15 protein-coding genes are annotated in these 17,547 nt (G+C 67.4%); 8 read left to right on the top strand and 7 right to left on the bottom strand.

Features of this window, described 5'->3' with window-relative positions:
- Window positions 1–18: 18 nt before the first annotated feature.
- The 3 genes from ASE50_RS10795 to rsmA are packed head-to-tail and all read left to right on the top strand — an operon-like array spanning window position 19 to window position 3,240.
- Window positions 19–1,398, top strand: coding sequence for a peptidylprolyl isomerase (locus ASE50_RS10795; protein WP_056399886.1), 1,380 nt, complete (start codon window positions 19–21; stop codon window positions 1,396–1,398).
- A 13-nt stretch (window positions 1,399–1,411) separates the two neighbouring features.
- A complete protein-coding gene (pdxA, locus tag ASE50_RS10790) occupies window positions 1,412–2,407 on the top strand; it encodes a 4-hydroxythreonine-4-phosphate dehydrogenase PdxA (RefSeq protein WP_082438967.1) in 996 nt (331 codons plus the stop codon).
- Complete coding sequence (rsmA, locus tag ASE50_RS10785) at window positions 2,404–3,240, top strand: 16S rRNA (adenine(1518)-N(6)/adenine(1519)-N(6))-dimethyltransferase RsmA (RefSeq protein ID WP_414882092.1); 837 nt, start codon at window positions 2,404–2,406, stop codon at window positions 3,238–3,240. Before pdxA ends, rsmA begins: the two co-directional genes overlap by 4 nt.
- Before the next feature lie 19 nt (window positions 3,241–3,259).
- Here the strand turns inward: rsmA and ASE50_RS10780 are convergent, their stop codons facing one another.
- From ASE50_RS10780 to ASE50_RS10755, 6 genes are all read right to left on the bottom strand, one after another.
- Window positions 3,260–3,997, bottom strand: a complete 738-nt coding sequence (locus ASE50_RS10780) for an SIMPL domain-containing protein (protein ID WP_162236189.1) — start codon at window positions 3,995–3,997, stop codon at window positions 3,260–3,262.
- A 69-nt stretch (window positions 3,998–4,066) separates the two neighbouring features.
- Window positions 4,067–4,591, bottom strand: coding sequence for a tetratricopeptide repeat protein (locus tag ASE50_RS10775; RefSeq protein WP_056399929.1), 525 nt, complete (start codon window positions 4,589–4,591; stop codon window positions 4,067–4,069).
- Window positions 4,592–4,616: 25 nt separating this feature from the next.
- Window positions 4,617–5,795, bottom strand: coding sequence for an RsmB/NOP family class I SAM-dependent RNA methyltransferase (locus ASE50_RS10770; RefSeq protein WP_056399875.1), 1,179 nt, complete (start codon window positions 5,793–5,795; stop codon window positions 4,617–4,619).
- Between the two features lie 167 nt (window positions 5,796–5,962).
- Complete coding sequence (gene guaB, locus ASE50_RS10765) at window positions 5,963–7,420, bottom strand: IMP dehydrogenase (protein ID WP_056399872.1); 1,458 nt, start codon at window positions 7,418–7,420, stop codon at window positions 5,963–5,965.
- A gap of 19 nt (window positions 7,421–7,439) precedes the next feature.
- Window positions 7,440–8,891, bottom strand: a complete 1,452-nt coding sequence (locus ASE50_RS10760) for a M20/M25/M40 family metallo-hydrolase (RefSeq protein ID WP_056399869.1) — start codon at window positions 8,889–8,891, stop codon at window positions 7,440–7,442.
- 37 nt (window positions 8,892–8,928) lie between these two features.
- Window positions 8,929–9,726: an HpcH/HpaI aldolase/citrate lyase family protein gene (locus ASE50_RS10755; RefSeq protein ID WP_056399863.1), complete on the bottom strand. Its 798-nt coding sequence runs from the start codon at window positions 9,724–9,726 to the stop codon at window positions 8,929–8,931.
- A gap of 49 nt (window positions 9,727–9,775) precedes the next feature.
- On the opposite strand from ASE50_RS10755, the gene ASE50_RS10750 reads away from it, so the two are divergent.
- From ASE50_RS10750 to ASE50_RS10740, 3 genes are all read left to right on the top strand, one after another.
- Window positions 9,776–10,753: an SPFH domain-containing protein gene (locus ASE50_RS10750; protein WP_056399860.1), complete on the top strand. Its 978-nt coding sequence runs from the start codon at window positions 9,776–9,778 to the stop codon at window positions 10,751–10,753.
- Window positions 10,750–11,184, top strand: a complete 435-nt coding sequence (locus tag ASE50_RS10745) for an NfeD family protein (protein ID WP_056399857.1) — start codon at window positions 10,750–10,752, stop codon at window positions 11,182–11,184. Before ASE50_RS10750 ends, ASE50_RS10745 begins: the two co-directional genes overlap by 4 nt.
- Before the next feature lie 72 nt (window positions 11,185–11,256).
- Window positions 11,257–13,086, top strand: a complete 1,830-nt coding sequence (locus ASE50_RS10740; RefSeq protein ID WP_056399855.1) for a DUF885 domain-containing protein — start codon at window positions 11,257–11,259, stop codon at window positions 13,084–13,086.
- Between the two features lie 68 nt (window positions 13,087–13,154).
- On the opposite strand, the gene ASE50_RS10735 is transcribed toward ASE50_RS10740, so the two are convergent.
- Entirely contained in the window at window positions 13,155–14,273 is a 1,119-nt protein-coding gene (locus tag ASE50_RS10735) for a mechanosensitive ion channel family protein (protein ID WP_056399852.1), read from the bottom strand.
- A gap of 127 nt (window positions 14,274–14,400) precedes the next feature.
- On the opposite strand from ASE50_RS10735, the gene gyrA reads away from it, so the two are divergent.
- Together gyrA and ASE50_RS10725 are read left to right on the top strand one after the other, a co-directional pair.
- On the top strand, window positions 14,401–17,184 hold the full coding sequence (gene gyrA / locus ASE50_RS10730) for a DNA gyrase subunit A (protein ID WP_056399849.1): 2,784 nt from the start codon (window positions 14,401–14,403) through the stop codon (window positions 17,182–17,184).
- The gene (locus ASE50_RS10725; RefSeq protein WP_056399846.1) at window positions 17,181–17,525 is read left to right on the top strand and encodes a DUF952 domain-containing protein; all 345 of its coding nucleotides are present in this window, start codon (window positions 17,181–17,183) and stop codon (window positions 17,523–17,525) included. Before gyrA ends, ASE50_RS10725 begins: the two co-directional genes overlap by 4 nt.
- Window positions 17,526–17,547: the final 22 nt, after the last annotated feature.

Genomic DNA, 17,547 nt, shown 5'->3' with positions numbered 1-17,547 from the left:
CGCCCTGATTTCGCGCGCATGGGATATGACGACCAAGTGACCAACAACATCGTGAATGTCGGCCGCATCGGCCGTTCGATCGCCGGATTCGTCGCGATCGCCGCCGCCGCCACGCTGACGGCACAGACCGTCAGCGACGGGCAGGAGGTGCCCGGGGCCAACCTCAACCTGCCGGGCAACCCGATCATCTTCGGGAAACTCGACCCGAATATCCGCAAGCCGACCGCGATCGTGAACGATACGGTGCTGACCGGCACCGATGTCGACCAGCGGATGGCGCTGATCGTCGCGCTGAACGATTTCAAGCTCAGCGACGCGGACCGCGAGGTGCTGCGCCAGCAGGTCGTGCGCCAGTTGATCGACGAAACGCTGCAGATCCAGCAGGCGAAGGCGAAGGACATCACCGTCACGCCGGCCGAGCTGGAACAGAGCTTCAACCGGCTGGCCAAGCAGCGCTTCAACCAGACGCCCGAGCAATTGCGCGCCTATCTGCGGACCGTCGGGTCGTCGGATCGTTCGCTCCGGCGGCAGATCGAGGGCGAGCTGGCGTGGAGCCGGTTGCTGCGGCGGCAGGTCGAGCCGTTCGTGAATGTCGGCGAGGAGGAAGTCGCCGCCGTCATCAAGCGCATGGAGGAATCCAAAGGCGCGGAAGAATACAGCCTGCGCGAAATCTATATGAGCGCCACGCCCGACCGCGCCGCCGAGGTGCAGGCGGGCATGACGAAGATGATCGAGCAGATCCGGCAGGGCGCGCCGTTCGAATATTTCGCGCGCAATTTCTCCGAAGCGTCGACCCGTGCGGTCGGTGGCGATCTGGGCTTCGTGCGGCTGAACATGCTGCCCGACCCGTTGCAGCGGGCCGCGCAACAGATGCAGGTCGGGCAGATCGCCGGGCCGATCGAGGTACCGGGCGGCTATTCGATCCTGTATCTGACCGACAAGCGGCAGGTGCTGACCGCCGATCCGCGCGATGCCAAGCTGGCGCTGCGGCAGTTGTTCCTGCCCTTCCCCGCCGGCACGACCGAGGCGCAGGCGAGCGCCAAGGTCGCGGCCTTCACCGAAGCGACCCAGACGATCCGCGGGTGCGGCGACGCGACCAAGATCGCGCAGGCGCAAAAGGCGGAAATCGTCGACAACGACGCGGTGACCGTCCGCAGCCTGCCGCCGGCGCTGCAGGAAATCATCCTGAAACTGAACGTCGGACAGGCGACCCCGCCCTTCGGTTCGCCCAAGGACGGCGTGCGCGTGCTGGTGCTGTGCGGTCGCGAAGACGCACGCAACGGCGCCTTGCCGAGTGCGGCGCAGATCCAGCAGGGACTGGAGCAGGAACGCGTCAACCTGCGGGCGCAACGGATGATGCGCGATCTGCGGCGGGACGCGGTGATCGAGTATCGCTGAGGGAACGGGCGCGATGCGGGGAATCGCTCCTCTGGCGGTATCGATGGGCGATCCCGCCGGGATCGGTCCGGAGGTGATCGCCAAGGCATGGGACCGGCGGGAGGGCGAGACGCTGCCCTGTTTCTTCGCGGTCGGTGACGTCCGCGCGGTATCGGCAGTGTGGAACGGGCCGGTCGCGCGGATCGACGACCCGCGCGATGCCGCCGACGTGTTTCGCCGTGCGCTGCCGGTGATATCGGTGGTCGACGACGACGCGATCGTGCCCGGACGGCCCGATATCGGTGGTGCGCGTTGCGCATTGCAGTCGCTCGAATTGGCGGCGGGGCTGGCGCGATCGGATGCGGCGTCGGCGCTGGTGACGGCCCCGGTGTCCAAGGCCGATCTGTACCGGGTCGGTTTCGATTATCCGGGGCAGACCGAATTTGTCGCCGAACGCTGCGGCGTGGCGCGTGAGAATGCGGTGATGATGCTCGCCGGACCGACCCTGCGCGTGGTGCCGGTGACGATCCACGAACCACTGGCGGCCGTGCCGCAGGTGCTGACAGTGGAGCTGTTGCTCGCGCGGGCGCGGGTCACGGCACGCGGCCTGATCCGCGATTTCGGGATCGAGGCACCACGGCTTGCGCTGGCCGGGCTCAATCCGCATGCCGGCGAAGGCGGCGCGATCGGACGCGAGGAAATCGACGTCATGATGCCCGCGGTGGAGCAGTTGCAGGCCGAAGGAATCGATATCGTCGGCCCGCTGGCCGCCGACACCATGTTCCATCCCCGCGCGCGGGCGCGATATGACGCGGCGCTGTGCGCCTATCATGATCAGGCTTTGATCCCAATCAAGACGTTGCATTTCGACGACGGCGTCAACATCACGCTGGGCCTGCCGATCGTGCGGACCTCGCCCGACCATGGCACCGCCTTCGACATTGCCGGGCGCGACATGGCGGAGCCGGGCGCGATGATCGCCGCGATTCGCATGGCGGGCGAAGCCGCCGCCCGCCGGGCCGCCGCGTGAGCATCGCCCCGGTCGGCGACTTGCCGCCGCTGCGCGAGGTCATCAAGCGGCACGATCTGTCGGCGAACAAGGCACTGGGGCAGAATTTCCTGTTCGATCAGCAATTGCTCGACCGGATCGCGCGCGTGCCCGGCGACCTGCACGATCGGGAAGTGCTGGAGGTCGGACCCGGGCCGGGCGGCCTGACCCGCGGGCTGTTGCTGGCCGGGGCGAAGGTGACCGCGATCGAGCGCGACCGTCGCTGCATTCCGGCGCTCGAGGAACTTGGTACAGCGTTTCCCGGACGCCTGCGCGTGATCGAGGGCGACGCCCTAGAAATCGATGCGCCGTCGTTGTTCGAAGGGCGGCCGCATATCGCGTCCAACCTGCCCTATAATGTCGGAACCGCGCTGTTCGTCGGCTGGCTGTCGGCGGCGTGGGAACCGTGGTGGCAGAGCCTGACGCTGATGTTCCAGCGCGAGGTGGCGGACCGGATCGTCGCCAGTGCCAATGACGACGCGTTCGGGCGGCTGGCCGTACTGGCGCAGTGGCGCAGTGCGGCGCGAATCGCGATGCCGGTGCATCGCAGCGCCTTCACCCCGCCGCCCAAGGTCATGTCGGCGGTGGTCCATGTCGTCCCGACCGATGCGCCCGAAGGCGTTTCGCTCAAGACGCTCGAACGCCTGACCGCTGCGGCATTCGGACAGCGGCGCAAGATGTTGCGGCAGAGTTTGAAGGCGGTGCCGGGCGCGATCGACGCGGCGGAAGCGATCGGCATCGATCCGACGCGTCGGGCGGAAACGGTCAGCGTTGCCGAATTCGTGGCAATGGCGCGGGTGCTGGACGCGGGCTGAACCGGGTAGCCCGCGATCCTTACCGCAGGATCGCGTACCGGGCGTTCACGCGGGCCTGCGTCTCGATCGCCTTGGGCGCGATGGCAATTTCAACCCGGGGACGGGCATTGCCGAGGCTCATCGACCCGATATCGTCCGCCGACATCGCCATGTCCATCTGCGCGTTCGGATCGTGCAACGCCAGCAATTCGCCGAGCCGAACGCCAGCACCGGCGGCCATCACCTCCGCCTTGGCGCGGGCGGCAGCGATCGCGGCGGCGGTTGCGCGACGTTGTGCTTCCGCTGGATCGCGCAACGAGAACCCCTGTATCCGCGCATCCCGCGCCCCCAGTCGGGCGACGGCACCGACGGCGGTCCCGGCCCGATCGACCGCACCCGTCCGCGCCGTGCCCTGCAAGGTCGCGATGTACCCGGTCACGGCGCAATCCCCCTCACTCAGTCGGGGGCGGCTGTTATAACCGGTGAAATTCTCGCATTTGTCGGATCGGGCTTCGATTACGCTCACCTCCCCCGACGACAATCGCGCGCCACGCCCGAGCACCGCCGTCAACTCCGCGACGATCGCCCGCTGCTTCGTTGCCAGGGCCACGCTGGCGTCGTCGGCGGTCTTGCCCTCGCCGATGACGGAATAGGAGATGGTCGCCACGTCGGGCGGCGTCGACACGGTGCCGACACCAATCACCTGAATGAGCGACACCCGTTCATCGGCAGACTGGGCCATTGCAGGAGTCGCGGCCAAGCCCAGAAGCAGCATCATCGCATGTTGCATCGCATCTCTCCCCTGCGTTTTCGATGCCAAGCGCCGCACATGACCGCGCAAAGGCGATTACTGGTTCGTCGGAGCGACCTTGCCCGGCACCGGTACCGTCGGCGGCGTCTGAAGCGCGGTCGCTGTCACCGGGGGCCCCTTGGCGATGGACGCTGCCAGTTCGTCGCTCGCCGGGCAGGTAGCACCGCAGACGGTCTTCAGCTTTGCGAGCGTTTCGCGCGCCTTGGTGACAGCGCCCTTCTGGACCAGCGCCTCACCCTCGCCCTTCAGCGCGACGACGTCATTGGGTTCGAGGCTCAGCGCTTCGCGATACAGGCGGATGGATTTTCCCGGCAATCCCTGCCCGCGTGCGATATCGGCCAGCGCGATATAGGCGGGCCGGTTGCGCGGATCGACTACGAGGGCGCTTTCGATCAGTCCGACCGCGCCCTCGATATTGCCGGATGCCTGTGCCGCGCGCCCCTGTTGAAGCAGAGCGGTCGAACGCGGGTCGATCTGATTATCGGGACGCTGCCCGCTGAGCGACGTCGAAGCGCATACCAGCGCGAGCGCGGCCGCGACCGAAACCGAGGTGAACCGCATCAACTTCTCCGACCGCGACACTGCCTTATCCCCGGCCGAGCCGTGCGACGAAGAAGCCGTCGGTTGAATCGGATGCCGGGGTCAGGCGCATTCCCGGACCGTGGACGCGCCCGCGCGGCAATGCAAGCGGCAGCGCGCGCCATTCGGGATGGCGGGTCAGAAACGCATCGACCTGCCCCGCGCCTTCGGCATCGAGCAGTGAGCACACGACATAGGTGATCGTGCCGGTCGGCGCGGTAAGGCCGGCGGCAATGTCGAGCAGCCGCTGCTGTGTCGCAACCACCCGGTCGAGCCGGTCAGGGGTCAGCCGCCAGCGCGCCTCCGGGTTGCGCCGCCAGGTGCCGGTACCCGAACACGGCGCATCGACCATCACCCAATCGGCCTGCCCGGCGACATCCGCCAACATCGCCGCTTCCTTGCCCGGATCGAGCAGCCGGGGTTCGGCGACCGACACCCCGGCGCGTGCGGCGCGGGGGGCGAGCCGCGACAGACGCGGGCGATCGGTGTCGGTGGCGAGGATGCGCCCCTCCCCCGCCATCTGCGCGGCGATCGCCAGCGTCTTGCCGCCGCCACCGGCGCACAGGTCGATGGCGAAGCCGCCCGGTTCGGCGCAGGCGGCGAGCGCGACGATCTGGCTGCCGAAATCCTGCACCTCGGCACGACCGTCGCGCAGCGCCTCGCTATCCGGCAGCGTGTCGGCGGGCAGCCGGATCGCGTCGGGCAGATCGGCCGCCGGTTCGCCGCCCAGTTCGCCGAGCAGCGCATCGCGATCGGTCCGCAGGCGGTTGACGCGGATATCGAGCGGTGCGCGCTCCAGCAGCGCGGCAAGGTCGGCATCGTCCAGCCCCGAGTGCCGCAACGCATCGACCAGCCATTCCGGCGCGAAACCCGGCTCGGCGCGGGGTTCGCCGGCAGCGATCGGCGCGGGGCCATAGGACGAACCGTCGAACGTCGCGGCGAGATCCTGATCGCTTTCGGCCAGCGCCACGATCGCGGCGCGGGCATTGACCGGTACCGCGCCGAACCGGCGGACCGCATCATAAGCGAGGGTGCGGATCGCGCGGCGATCCTTCGACCCGGCATAGCGGCGGGCGGCGAAAAACCGTTTGGCGACCTGATCGCCCGCCGCCCCACCGGTGCGTGCGGCGTCGAGGATCGCATCGACCAGATCGATCGCCGCCTGGGTACGTGCCGCCGGAGTCATACGCTATTGTCCAGAAAAACCATGCCCGACGCTACCAACATAACCTGGATCAATCCAGTGTCCGAAGCCACACGCGCGGTGCCGTACCGTCGAACGCGCGGTAGCGGGAAAGAGCACGGACGCGTCGAAAAGGCTGCGTGCCGCCGGCGACACGCAGCCGCCGATCGTCAGCGTGTCGGGTAGTTCGGCGCTTCGCGAGTGATCGTCACGTCATGGACGTGACTCTCGCGCAACCCAGCATTTGTGATGCGGACGAAGCGGGCACGCTCCTGCAGATCGGTGATGGTGTTCGATCCGGTATAGCCCATCGCCGCCTTCACCCCGCCGACCAGCTGGTGGATGACGTCCTTGGCCGGCCCCTTGAACGCGACCTGCCCCTCGATCCCCTCGGGTACCAGCTTCAGCTGATCCTTGATATCCTGCTGGAAATAACGGTCGGCCGAACCCTTGGCCATCGCACCGACCGAGCCCATGCCGCGATAGCTCTTATAGGCGCGGCCCTGATACAGGAAGGTTTCGCCGGGTGCCTCTTCGGTACCGGCGAGCAGCGATCCGATCATCACCGCCGATGCGCCGGCGGCCAGCGCCTTGGCGACGTCGCCCGAGGTGCGGATGCCGCCATCGGCGATGACCGGAACGCCGGTTCCCGCCGCTGCCTTTGCCGCGTCCATGACGGCGGTCAGCTGCGGCACGCCGACGCCGGCGACGACGCGGGTCGTGCAGATCGAACCCGGACCGATGCCGACCTTGATCCCGTCCGCACCCGCATCGATCAGCGCGCGGGTCGCTTCGCCGGTGGCGACGTTGCCGGCGATGACCTGCACATGCGGTGCGATCGCCTTTACGCGCTTCACCGCCTCGGCAACCTGCCGGTTGTGGCCGTGCGCGGTGTCGATGACGATCAGGTCGCATTCGGCCGCGATCAGCGCCTCGGTCCGCTCGTAACCCTTGTCGCCGACCGTGGTCGCGGCGGCGACGCGCAGACGGCCGGTCCCGTCCTTGGTCGCGTTGGGATAGGTGACCGCCTTCTCGATATCCTTGACGGTGATGAGGCCGACACAGGCATAGTCGTCGTCGACGACCAGCAGCTTTTCGATGCGACGATGGTGCAGCTGGCGACGCGCCTCTTCCTGCGAAACGCCGATGCGGACCGTGGCGAGGTTTTCGTGCGTCATCAGCTCGGCGACGGGCTGGTTCGGATTTTCGGCGAAGCGGACGTCGCGGTTGGTCAGGATGCCGACCAGCTTGCCCGAACCCTCGACGACCGGAATGCCGCTGATCCGGTGCCGTTCCATCAGCGCGCGCGCGGCCGAGAGCGGGGCGTCGGCGGTGATGGTGATCGGGTTGACGACCATGCCGCTTTCGAACCGCTTGACCGCGCGCACCGCCGCGACCTGTTCCTCGACGGTCAGGTTGCGGTGGAGCACGCCGATCCCGCCCAGCTGCGCCATGACGATCGCCATGTCGGCTTCGGTCACCGTGTCCATCGCGGAGGACAGGAACGGGATGTTAAGCGCCAGATCGCGTGCGACGCGGGTGCGCGGGTCGGCCTGGCTGGGCAGTACGTCCGATTCCTGCGGAACCAGCAGTACGTCGTCGAAGGTCAGGCCGAGGGTGATATCCATAACAGGCGTCGTCTCGTCTTCAGTTGGCGGGGTAGCGGATCGGGTCGGCAAGCGCGCGGGCGAGCGCGACATGCAGGTCGGCATCCTCGGCGGCACCCGACATGTCGATATGCGCGAGGTCGTCGTTCGGTTTGTGATAGGGGCCGTCGAGATAGGCGAACAACCGCTTCATGTCGCTGACCGAACCGGTCACCATGACGGCGGGGATGCCGCGCTTGCCGAACGCCCAGCCGTCCTGCCGCTGCACCATGATGTTCGCTTCGGTATCGGTATCGACCTTGCGGCCGATCGCGCGGGCGGTGGCGTCGACGATCGCGTCGATCTTCGGATAATTGCCGCGCCCGACCATCGCCACCGGCATGCCGGTCGGCACGATCGCGGCAGTATCGATATTGAGGTTCGCGACGATCTTCAGCGGGGTTTTGGCGACGGCAGCGGCATAGGCGTCGGCACCGATCAGGCCCTTCTCCTCCGCCGTCGTCGCGACGAAATAGATGCTGCGTTCGGGGCGCGGTCCCTTGGTCAGCGCCCGGGCCACTTCGATCAGGATCGCCGTGCCGCTGGCATTGTCGGCCGCGCCGTTGCAGATCCGGTCGGGTGCGCCTTCGGGACGGCAGATGCCGATATGATCCCAATGCGCCGACAGTAGAACGGCTTCGTTCGGGCGCGTCGTGCCGGGGATCATGCCGACGATATTGGCGGTGGTGTAGCGATGAACGGCGCCGGTCGCGGCGATATCGATCGTCGTCGCGGCACGGATCGGACGGAACTCCGCGGCGATGGCGGCCTTTCGCAGATCGGCCGCCGATCGGCCCAGCAGCGTTTCGGCAAGCGAGGCGGGCACGACGCCACTGAAATCGGGACGCCTGGCGATGCCGGCGACGGTCGCGCTCGTAAAGCTGTGAGCGACATCGGTCCATGGCGCCTGCGCCGGCGCGATCAGCAGCACTCCGATCGCACCCGCCGCCAGCAGTGCCGCGTTGCGGTCGGCGGTCGGGACCGGCGGCGCATCGGGCGCGGTACCGCCGATGAGCACCGCGATCGCACCGTTCAGCGGCGTACCGCGCATCTGCGCCGGATCGCCGCGCCCGACGAAGACGAGCGGGGCGCGCTGGATATTGGTCTTGGCGGACAGGCCGAGTCCTGCGATCTGGTCGGCGGTCAGCGGCGTGGTACGATCGCCCTGCCGAACGAAGGCGGTGATCGTTTCCGCGCGATATTCGGCCAGCGCCACTTCCTGCCGCCAGCGGCCATCGGGCGCGCCGGGCTTGAGACCGGCGGCGGCGAAGGCCTGCAATACATATGCTTCGGCCCGGTCACCGCCCGGCGTGCCGGGTTCGCGGCCTTCATAGGCATCGCTGGCCAGCACCGCGACATGGTCGCGCAGCATTTGTGGCGTGATCTGCTGGGCGAGGGCCGACGAGCCGCTGCTCAGCAGGGCGGCGAGTCCGAGGATCGTGCGGAGCGACATGCGCCCCACTATCGATCCGAAACGTGACGGGCAAGCGTCAACGCGCGCGTTCGATCAACCTTCGCGCGGTTTCGACGTGCATATCCTCGATCATCCGGTCGCGAAACCGCTCCGCTCCGCCGGTCGCGGCGGCGATCAGCGCCCGTGCCTCGTCCAGTTCGGCAGGACTGGGAGAGAAGGCGGCGTTGGCAAGCGCGATCTGGCCGGGATGGATCAGCGATTTCCCGTCGAAGCCGAGCGCGCGCCCCTCCGCACATTCGCGCGCCAACCCTTCGGCATCGGCGAGCGCGTTGAACACGCCGTCGATCGCCCAGCCGCCCGCCGCCCGCGCGGCGAGCACCACTTGCTGCAACGCCAGCACCATCGCCCCCCGCCCCGCATCCGGTGGCAGGCGCAGGGCCGCCGTAAGATCGTTGGTGCCGATCATCAGCCCGATTACGCCCGGCGATGCGGCGATCTCCGCCGCGGCCAGCACACCGCGCGGCGTTTCGATCATCGCCAGCACCGCGCGCCCGGTAAGGGCGGCGACGTCCGCGCTACCTTCGACCTTCGGCACGACGATCAGCGGACCGGCGATATCCCGGATCGCTGCCAGATCGGCAGCGAAATGCGCGCTGTCGGGGGCGTTGACCCGAATGGCGGCACGCAGTCCGACGCGGCCGATCGCCGCCGGCAACGCCGTGCGCGCCGCCGCCTTTTCATCCGCCCGGACCGCATCTTCAAGGTCGAGGACGATCAGGTCGGCGGGCAGGCCCGCAGCCTTTTCGATCATGCCGGGGCGGGCGGCGGGGACGAACAAAACGCTGCGCGGCGCAAGGGGGATGGTGGGTTCCATGCGGGCGCTATGCTAGACGTGTCGAGGTCGAGGCAAGCGGGGATGAACGATGATAGTGGGCGTGATCGCGGCACTGGTCCTGATGGTGCTGCTCTACCTGTTCGCGAGCGTGAAGATCGTCACGCAAGGGCATCAATACACGATCGAACATTTCGGTCGCTTCACCGCGGTCGCCCGACCCGGGTTCAACTTCTACCCCGCCTTTTTCTATCGTGTCGGCCGGAAGGTGAACATGATGGAGCAGGTGATCGATATACCGGGACAGGAAATCATTACCCGCGACAATGCGATGGTGTCGACCGACGGAGTCGTGTTCTTCCAGGTGCTTGACCCGGCCAAGGCGGCCTATGAGGTGTCGGACCTGTATGTCGCGCTCCAGCAGATCACGACCACCAATTTGCGCACGGTGATGGGGTCGATGGATCTGGACGAGACGCTGTCGAAGCGCGACGAGATCAACGCCCGGTTGCTGGGGGTCGTCGACCACGCCACCAATCCATGGGGCGTGAAGATCACCCGGGTCGAGATCAAGGACATCCGCCCGCCCGCCGACATCGTCAACGCGATGGGCCGACAGATGAAGGCCGAGCGCGAGAAGCGCGCCAATATTCTGGAAGCGGAAGGCACGCGTGCGTCCGAAATCCTGCGTGCCGAGGGACAGAAACAGGCCCGCATCCTCGAAGCCGAAGGCCGGCGCGAGTCGGCGTATCGCGACTCCGAAGCGCGCGAACGTGCCGCCGAAGCCGAGGCGAAGGCGACGCAGGTGGTGAGCGACGCGATCAAGTCGGGCGGTACGCAGGCGATCAATTATTTCATCGCCCAGAAATATGTCGAGGCGGTCGGCAAGTTCGCGACCAGCCCCAATGCCAAGACGATCCTGTTCCCGGTCGAGGCGACGCAGTTGATCGGGACGCTGGGCGGGATCGGCCAGCTGGCGAAGGAAGCGCTGAGCGAAACCACGGACGGAACGCCGGCACCCGCGCTGCGCGATCGGCCGGTCGGTCCGTTCGAACCGCCCGCGCGATGATCGACGGCGGCTATGGCTGGCTGTTGCTGGCGGCGGCGCTCGGTGCCGCCGAACTGGCGGTGCCGGGCGTATTCGTCGTGTTCGTGGCGATCGCGGCGGCGATCACCGGTCTGCTGGCGCTGTTGTTTTCGGCGCTGACATTGCCGGCCGAACTGGCGGTGTTCGGTGCGTGGAGCGTGGTGACGGTGCTGATCGGACGGCGCTGGTACGCCGAATATCCGGTCGACAGCGACGATCCGTTGCTGAACGATCGCGCGGCGCGGCTGATCGGGCAGCAGGTCGTGGTGGTCGAGGCGATGGTCGGCGGCTGCGGCCGCGTGCGGGTCGGCGACAGCGAATGGATCGCGCGCGGACCCGATCTGCCGGTCGGCCACCGCGTCCGGATCGTCGGGGTCAGCGGATCGACGCTGACGGTCGTGGCGGACGATTGACGCGCGGCGCCGGGGACGGGACAAGGCACCGACACTTCGTTCACCCGATGCTTCGTTTACAAGGGATTGCCGATGGACCTGACCCGCCGCGACTGGATCGCCGGAGCCGCCGCGACGACGCTCGCCACCGCCCTGCCCGCCCGCGCGCAGAACGCGGCGGTGGCCGCCAGCGCCGCGGACACGACAGCCGAGGCGACGCTGTCGCGGATCGCCGAGGCGATGCTGGTCGATTCGCCCGAGTCCGCAAGCGGTCTGGGCATCGATACCGGCGCGCGCGCGGCGCTGAAGGCGCGGCTGGGCGATCGGTCGGCAGCCGGACAGCGCGCCGTCGCCGATCATCTGCGCGCGCATGTCGCGACGCTGAAGACGATCGACGCGGCCAAAGTCTCGGCAGCGACGCGCACCGATATCGATGTCGTGCGGACCGCGTTCGAAACCGCGCTCGACGGGTTCGCCCTGCCGTACGGTGACGTCGCCGTCGGCGGGTGGCGCAACACGCCCTATGTCGTGATCCAGAATGTCGGGGCCTATCTCGACGTGCCGCGCTTCCTCGACAGCGATCACAGCATTGCGACGAAGGCCGATGCCGATGCGTATTTGGCGCGGCTGGAAAGCTATGCGACGCAGCTGGGCGGGGAGACGGCACGGGTGCGCGCCGCGTCGGCACGTGGCGTGGTGCCGCCCGACTTCCTGCTGGACAAGACGCTGAAGCAGATGACGCAGGCGCTGGCGGGCGATCCGGCCGGCTGGGACGTGGTGACGTCGCTCACCCGGCGTACCAAAGACATTCCCGGCGACTGGGGCAATCAGGCGGCCGCCATCACCCGTGACAAGGTCAAGCCGGCGCTGGAACGGCAGCTGGCGGCGATGCAGGACGACCGGAAGAAGGCGACGTCGGATGCCGGCATGTGGGCGCGGCCCGATGGCGATGCGTGGTATCGCTGGGGGCTGCGCGCATCGACGACGACCAATATGACGCCCGACGAGGTCCATGCGATGGGCCGCGACGAACTGGCCCGGTTGCAGTCGCAGATGGACGTGATCCTGAAGGGGCTGGGCTATAGCAAGGGCAGCGTCGGCGCGCGGATGACGGCGCTGGGCAAGGACCCGCGCTTCGTCTTTCCCGAAGGGGATGCCGGACGCGCGCAGATCATGGAACTGGTGCAGAACCGGCTGCGCGATATCCGCGCCCGGATGCCGCGCGCGTTCAACACGCTGGCACCGGGCAATGTCGAGGTCCGCCGCATCCCGCCGGTCGAGGAAGCGGGTGCGCCGGGTGCGTATGGCGGGGCCGGTTCGATCGACGGCAAGGTGCCGGGCAAGATGTGGATCAACCTGCGCACCACCGGCATCTGGACCCGCTATTCGTTGCCCACGCTGGTCTATCACGAAGCGATTCCCGGCCATGTCTGGCAGGGGGAATACAGCTTCCGCCTGCCGCTGATCCGCTCGCTGCTGCAATTCAACGCCTTTTCGGAAGGATGGGCGCTCTATGCCGAGCAGCTGGGCGACGAACTGGGCGCGTATGAGGGCGATCCGGTCGGGCGGCTCGGCTATCTCCAGTCGATCGCGTTCCGGGCGTGCCGGATGGTGGTCGATACCGGGCTGCACGCGAAACGCTGGACGCGCAGCCAAGCGATCGACTGGTTCGCCAGCACCAACGGGTCGAGCGTCGACGAGGTGACCGGCGAGGTCGATCGCTATTGTTCGTGGCCGGGGCAGGCCTGCGGCTACAAGGTCGGCCATTCGGAGATCAACCGGCTGCGTGATCGGGCGAAGGCCGCGCTTGGCGGACGTTATCACTTCAAGGCGTTCAACGATGCGGTCGTGCAGGGCGGCGGGGTGCCGATGACGGTGCTCGGGCGCAATGTCGATGCGTTCGTGGCTGGGCGGAGAAAGTAGGGTTTTCGCTTCCAGCCGCACACGTCACCCCAGCGTAGGCTGGGGTATCTCCCGGCTCCTGTCAGTCCCTACCCGCGGGAGACCCCAGCCTGCGCTGGGGTGACGTTGGTGGAAACGAGTTGCTCCCCTCCCCCATCAACCGCCACCCGCCGGCGCGGCAACGCTTCGGGCATCTCGTCGCGGATATAGGCCAGCATCCCCTCGCGCAGCGAACAGCGCAGGTCGAAGGCGCGGGCGGCGTCGGAGGCGGTGGCGAGGATGCGAACCTCGATCGCGTCGGGCTTGGTATCGGTCACCTGCAACACATAGGCCCGCCCGTCCCAGAGCGGATCGCTCTTCACCAGTTCCTCGAACCGCGCGCGCAGGCGCGGGATGTTGGTCGTGGGGTCGAGCCAGAAGAACGCCGATCCCAGCAGGCCGCTGGTCGTGCGCGTCCAGTTCTGGAAACTCGATTCGAGGAATTTCGATACCGGTACCACCAGTCGACGTTCGTCCCACAGGCGGACGACGACATAGGTCAGGCGGATTTCCTCGATCCGGCCCCATTCATTCTCGATGATGACGACGTCGTCGATGCGGATCGGTTCGGTGAACGCCATCTGCACGCCGGCGATGATGTTCTTGAGCGCGGGCTGCGCGGCGGCACCGACCGCGAGACCGGCAAGGCCCGCCGATGCCATCAGCGTGACCCCGATCGAGCGGATGCTGGGGATCGACAGCAGCATCAGGCAGACGGTGATGAAGCCGATGGCGATGATCGCGATCCGCCCCAATATGGCACTGCGTGTCCGCCGACGCCGGGCGCGCAGATTGTCGGCGACGGTGATGTCGGTCGCGACCTCCACCGCCTTTACCGACGCGCGGATCATCGCGATCGCGAACCATCCCATCAGCAGCGGCACGATCAGCCCCGCCATCTGCGTCCACAGATCGTCCCAGCGATCGGGCAGGCGCAGCGGCTTGCGGACGCTGGCCAGTCCCATCGCCACCAATATCCAGCGCATCGGCCGAAACGCATGGTCGACATAGACGTCGTCGACCGATCCCGGCGTACGTTCGGCAAAACGCAGCAACAGGCGAAAGGCGACGGCGTGCAGCAGCAGCGCCGCCAGCACCGACCCGGCGACCGTGGCGAGATCGGCGGCGGCCGGGGGCAGTGTGTTCAGATACCGTTGTACATCGCGCATGGGCGGGCAACCTTTTGCGCCGCAGCATGTTCCGGGCACCCGCCGAACGAAGCCGCGACGCTTGGCTTTCGCGACCCGACCGGCTAGGTTGTCGCCCAACCGAAACATTCCCCGAAAGCATCGAACTTTGACAGACGCGACGCTGATCGCCGACCCATCCGATATCGCCCCCATCTCGATCGTGGACGAGATGCGGTCGAGCTATCTCGACTATGCGATGAGCGTCATCGTATCGCGCGCGCTACCCGACGTGCGCGACGGGTTGAAGCCGGTCCATCGCCGCATCCTGTTCTCGGCACAGGAAAGCGGCTTCGTTCCCGGCAAGCCGTATCGCAAATCGGCGCGTATCGTCGGTGACGTGATGGGTAAATATCACCCGCACGGCGACACCGCGATCTACGACGCGCTCGCGCGCATGGCACAGCCATGGTCGATGCGGCTGCCGCTGATCGATGGTCAGGGCAATTTCGGTTCGATGGACCCTGATCCGCCCGCCGCGATGCGCTATACCGAGGCGCGGCTTGCCAAGTCGGCGATGGCGCTGCTCGACGATCTCGACAAGGATACGGTCGATTTCGTCCCGAACTATGACGGGTCGGAGCGCGAGCCTGCCGTCTTGCCGGCGCGCTTTCCGAACCTGCTGGTCAACGGCGCGGGCGGGATCGCGGTCGGCATGGCGACCAACGTCCCGCCGCACAATCTGGGCGAAGTGGTCGACGCCTGCCTCGCCACGATAGACCGCCGGGTCGAGGGCGGCGAGCCGCTGACCCATGAGGAACTGTGCGAGATCGTGCCCGGACCGGACTTCCCGACCGGTGCGCTGATGCTCGGCCGGGCCGGGGCGCGTGCGGCCTATGCCGGCGGGCGCGGATCGATCATCCTGCGGTCGCGCCACACCGTCGAGGCGCGGGGCGAGCGGCGGTCGATCGTCCTGACCGAAATCCCGTTCCAGGTCGGAAAGTCGGGGCTGGTCGAAAAGATCGCCGAGGCGGCCAAGGACAAGCGGATCGAGGGCGTCAGCGACATCCGCGACGAATCGAACCGCGAAGGCGTGCGCATCGTCATCGACCTGAAGCGCGACGCAACGCCTGATGTCGTCCTGAACCAGCTGTGGCGGCACACGCCGGCGCAGTCGAGCTTCGCCGCGAACATGTTGGCGATCCGTGGCGGTCGGCCCGAACTGCTCAACCTTTCCCAGATCATCGACGCGTTCGTCGGCTTCCGCGAGGAGGTCATCACCCGGCGGTCGAAATACGAGCTGGCCAAGGCGCGCGAGCGGGCGCACCTGTTGCTCGGCCTCGTCATCGCAGTCACCAATCTCGACGAGGTGGTGCGGATCATCCGCGGGTCGGACAGCCCCGCCGCCGCCCGCGCCGCATTGCTGGCACGCGAATGGCCGGTCGCCGAGATCGCGCCCTATCTGAAGCTGGTCGAGGCGGTCGAGGCCGACCTGACCGACGACGTGTACCGGCTGTCCGACCTGCAGGTCCGTGCGATCCTCGATCTGCGCTTGCATCGCCTGACAGCACTCGGCCGCGACGAGATCGGCGATGAACTCAAGACGCTGGCAGCGTCGATCAGCCACCTGCTCGAAATCCTCGGCAACCGGGGCATGCTCTATGCGGTGATGCGGCAGGAACTGGTCGAGATCCGCGCCGAATTCGCGACGCCGCGCCGGACCGAGATCGCCGGTGCCGCCGACGGGATCGACGACGAGGACCTGATCGAGCGCGAGGAGATGGTCGTTACCGTCACGGTGCAGGGCTATATCAAGCGCACCCCGCTCGACGCGTTCCGTGCGCAGAAGCGCGGCGGCAAGGGCCGCGCCGGCATGACGACGAAGGACGAGGATGCGATCACGAACCTGTTCGTGACCAGCACCCACACCCCGGTGCTGTTCTTCTCGACCGCCGGCAAGGTGTATCGCATGAAGGTGTGGCGCCTGCCCGAAGGTGGGCCGGCGACGCGTGGACGGCCGATGGTGAACCTGCTGCCGCTGGCGGCGGGGGAGACGATCTCGACCGTGCTGCCATTGCCCGAGGACGAGGAACGCTGGGCCGACCTGCACGTGATGTTCGCGACCGCGAACGGCACGGTACGCCGCAATTCGATGGATGCGTTCGCCAACGTGCCCACCGCGGGCAAGATCGCGATGCGCTTCGACGACGATAGCGACGATCGGCTGATCGGCGTGGCGCTGCTGACCGAGACCGACGACGTGCTGCTCGCGACCGGGGCGGGCAAGGCGATCCGTTTCAGCGCGACCGACGTGCGCGAGTTCCAGAGCCGTACCTCGACTGGGGTGCGCGGGATCGCGCTGGGCAAGGACGACGAGGTCATCTCGCTGTCGATCCTTGGCGGGTTCGAGGCGAGCGCCGACGAGCGCGAGGCGTATCTGAAGGCGGCACCATGGAAGGAAGGCGACCGCGAGGTCACGCTGTCGGCCGAACGCATGGCCGAGTTCGAGGCGGCGGAGGAGTTCATCCTCACCGTTACCGCCAACGGCTTTGGCAAGCGTACCTCGGCCTATGAATATCGCCGGACCAATCGCGGTGGTCAGGGGATTACCAACATCGTCACCTCCGACCGCAACGGTCCGGTCGTGGCGAGCTTTCCGGCGCATAATGGCGAGCAGCTGATGCTGGTGACCGATCAGGCCAAGCTGATCCGCACCACCGTCGGTGATATCCGGGTGGCAGGCCGCAATACGCAGGGGATCACCATCTTCCGTGTCGGCATGGGCGAACAGGTCGTGTCGGCGGCGAAGATCGACGAGGACGAGAACCCCGAGAACGAAGCCGAAGCGATCGTCGCCGAGGAACGTGCCGCGATGCCGCCGGCCGAAGGCGATATCGTCCTCGACGACGGCACCGGCCCCGCGACGATCAGCGAGAAGGATATCGAGGAATGACCGCCACGACCGCCTTCAAGGTGCTGACCGCCGCGCAGATGGCGGCGCTGGAGACGGGCAGCTTCGACGGCGCGCCGGTCGATCTGGCCGATGGCTATATCCACCTGTCGACCTTCGAACAGTTGACGGAAACGGTCGACAAGCATTTCGCCGGGCAGGACGATCTGCATGTAGCCGAGGTCGATCTGGAAGCATTGGGCGAGGCGGTGAAGTGGGAGCCGTCGCGCGGCGGGCAGTTGTTCCCGCATGTGTACGGCCCGCTTCCGCTGGAGGTGGTGGTGGCGTACGGGCCGCTGCATCGGGATGATGCGGGGCGGGTTCAGCGGCCGGTAGCGGGCTAACTCCTTCCCGGCACGAGGAGGG

Source organism: Sphingomonas sp. Leaf5 (assembly GCF_001421155.1).
GTDB lineage: Bacteria > Pseudomonadota > Alphaproteobacteria > Sphingomonadales > Sphingomonadaceae > Sphingomonas.
The sequence above is the reverse complement of the archived record's forward strand: the minus strand, read 5'-3'. Positions and strand labels throughout refer to the sequence as shown.

Excerpts from the sequence above, each read along its gene's own strand:
- ASE50_RS10795 (WP_056399886.1), top strand. The coding sequence starts at position 19 with ATGGGATATGACGACCAAGTGACCAACAACATCGTGAATGTCGGCCGC.
- pdxA (WP_082438967.1), top strand. The coding sequence starts at position 1,412 with ATGCGGGGAATCGCTCCTCTGGCGGTATCGATGGGCGATCCCGCCGGG.
- ASE50_RS10780 (WP_162236189.1), bottom strand. The coding sequence starts at position 3,997 with ATGATGCTGCTTCTGGGCTTGGCCGCGACTCCTGCAATGGCCCAGTCT.
- ASE50_RS10775 (WP_056399929.1), bottom strand. The coding sequence starts at position 4,591 with ATGCGGTTCACCTCGGTTTCGGTCGCGGCCGCGCTCGCGCTGGTATGC.
- ASE50_RS10770 (WP_056399875.1), bottom strand. The coding sequence starts at position 5,795 with ATGACTCCGGCGGCACGTACCCAGGCGGCGATCGATCTGGTCGATGCG.
- guaB (WP_056399872.1), bottom strand. The coding sequence starts at position 7,420 with ATGGATATCACCCTCGGCCTGACCTTCGACGACGTACTGCTGGTTCCG.
- ASE50_RS10760 (WP_056399869.1), bottom strand. The coding sequence starts at position 8,891 with ATGTCGCTCCGCACGATCCTCGGACTCGCCGCCCTGCTGAGCAGCGGC.
- ASE50_RS10755 (WP_056399863.1), bottom strand. The coding sequence starts at position 9,726 with ATGGAACCCACCATCCCCCTTGCGCCGCGCAGCGTTTTGTTCGTCCCC.
- ASE50_RS10750 (WP_056399860.1), top strand. The coding sequence starts at position 9,776 with ATGATAGTGGGCGTGATCGCGGCACTGGTCCTGATGGTGCTGCTCTAC.
- ASE50_RS10745 (WP_056399857.1), top strand. The coding sequence starts at position 10,750 with ATGATCGACGGCGGCTATGGCTGGCTGTTGCTGGCGGCGGCGCTCGGT.
- ASE50_RS10740 (WP_056399855.1), top strand. The coding sequence starts at position 11,257 with ATGGACCTGACCCGCCGCGACTGGATCGCCGGAGCCGCCGCGACGACG.
- ASE50_RS10735 (WP_056399852.1), bottom strand. The coding sequence starts at position 14,273 with ATGCGCGATGTACAACGGTATCTGAACACACTGCCCCCGGCCGCCGCC.
- ASE50_RS10725 (WP_056399846.1), top strand. The coding sequence starts at position 17,181 with ATGACCGCCACGACCGCCTTCAAGGTGCTGACCGCCGCGCAGATGGCG.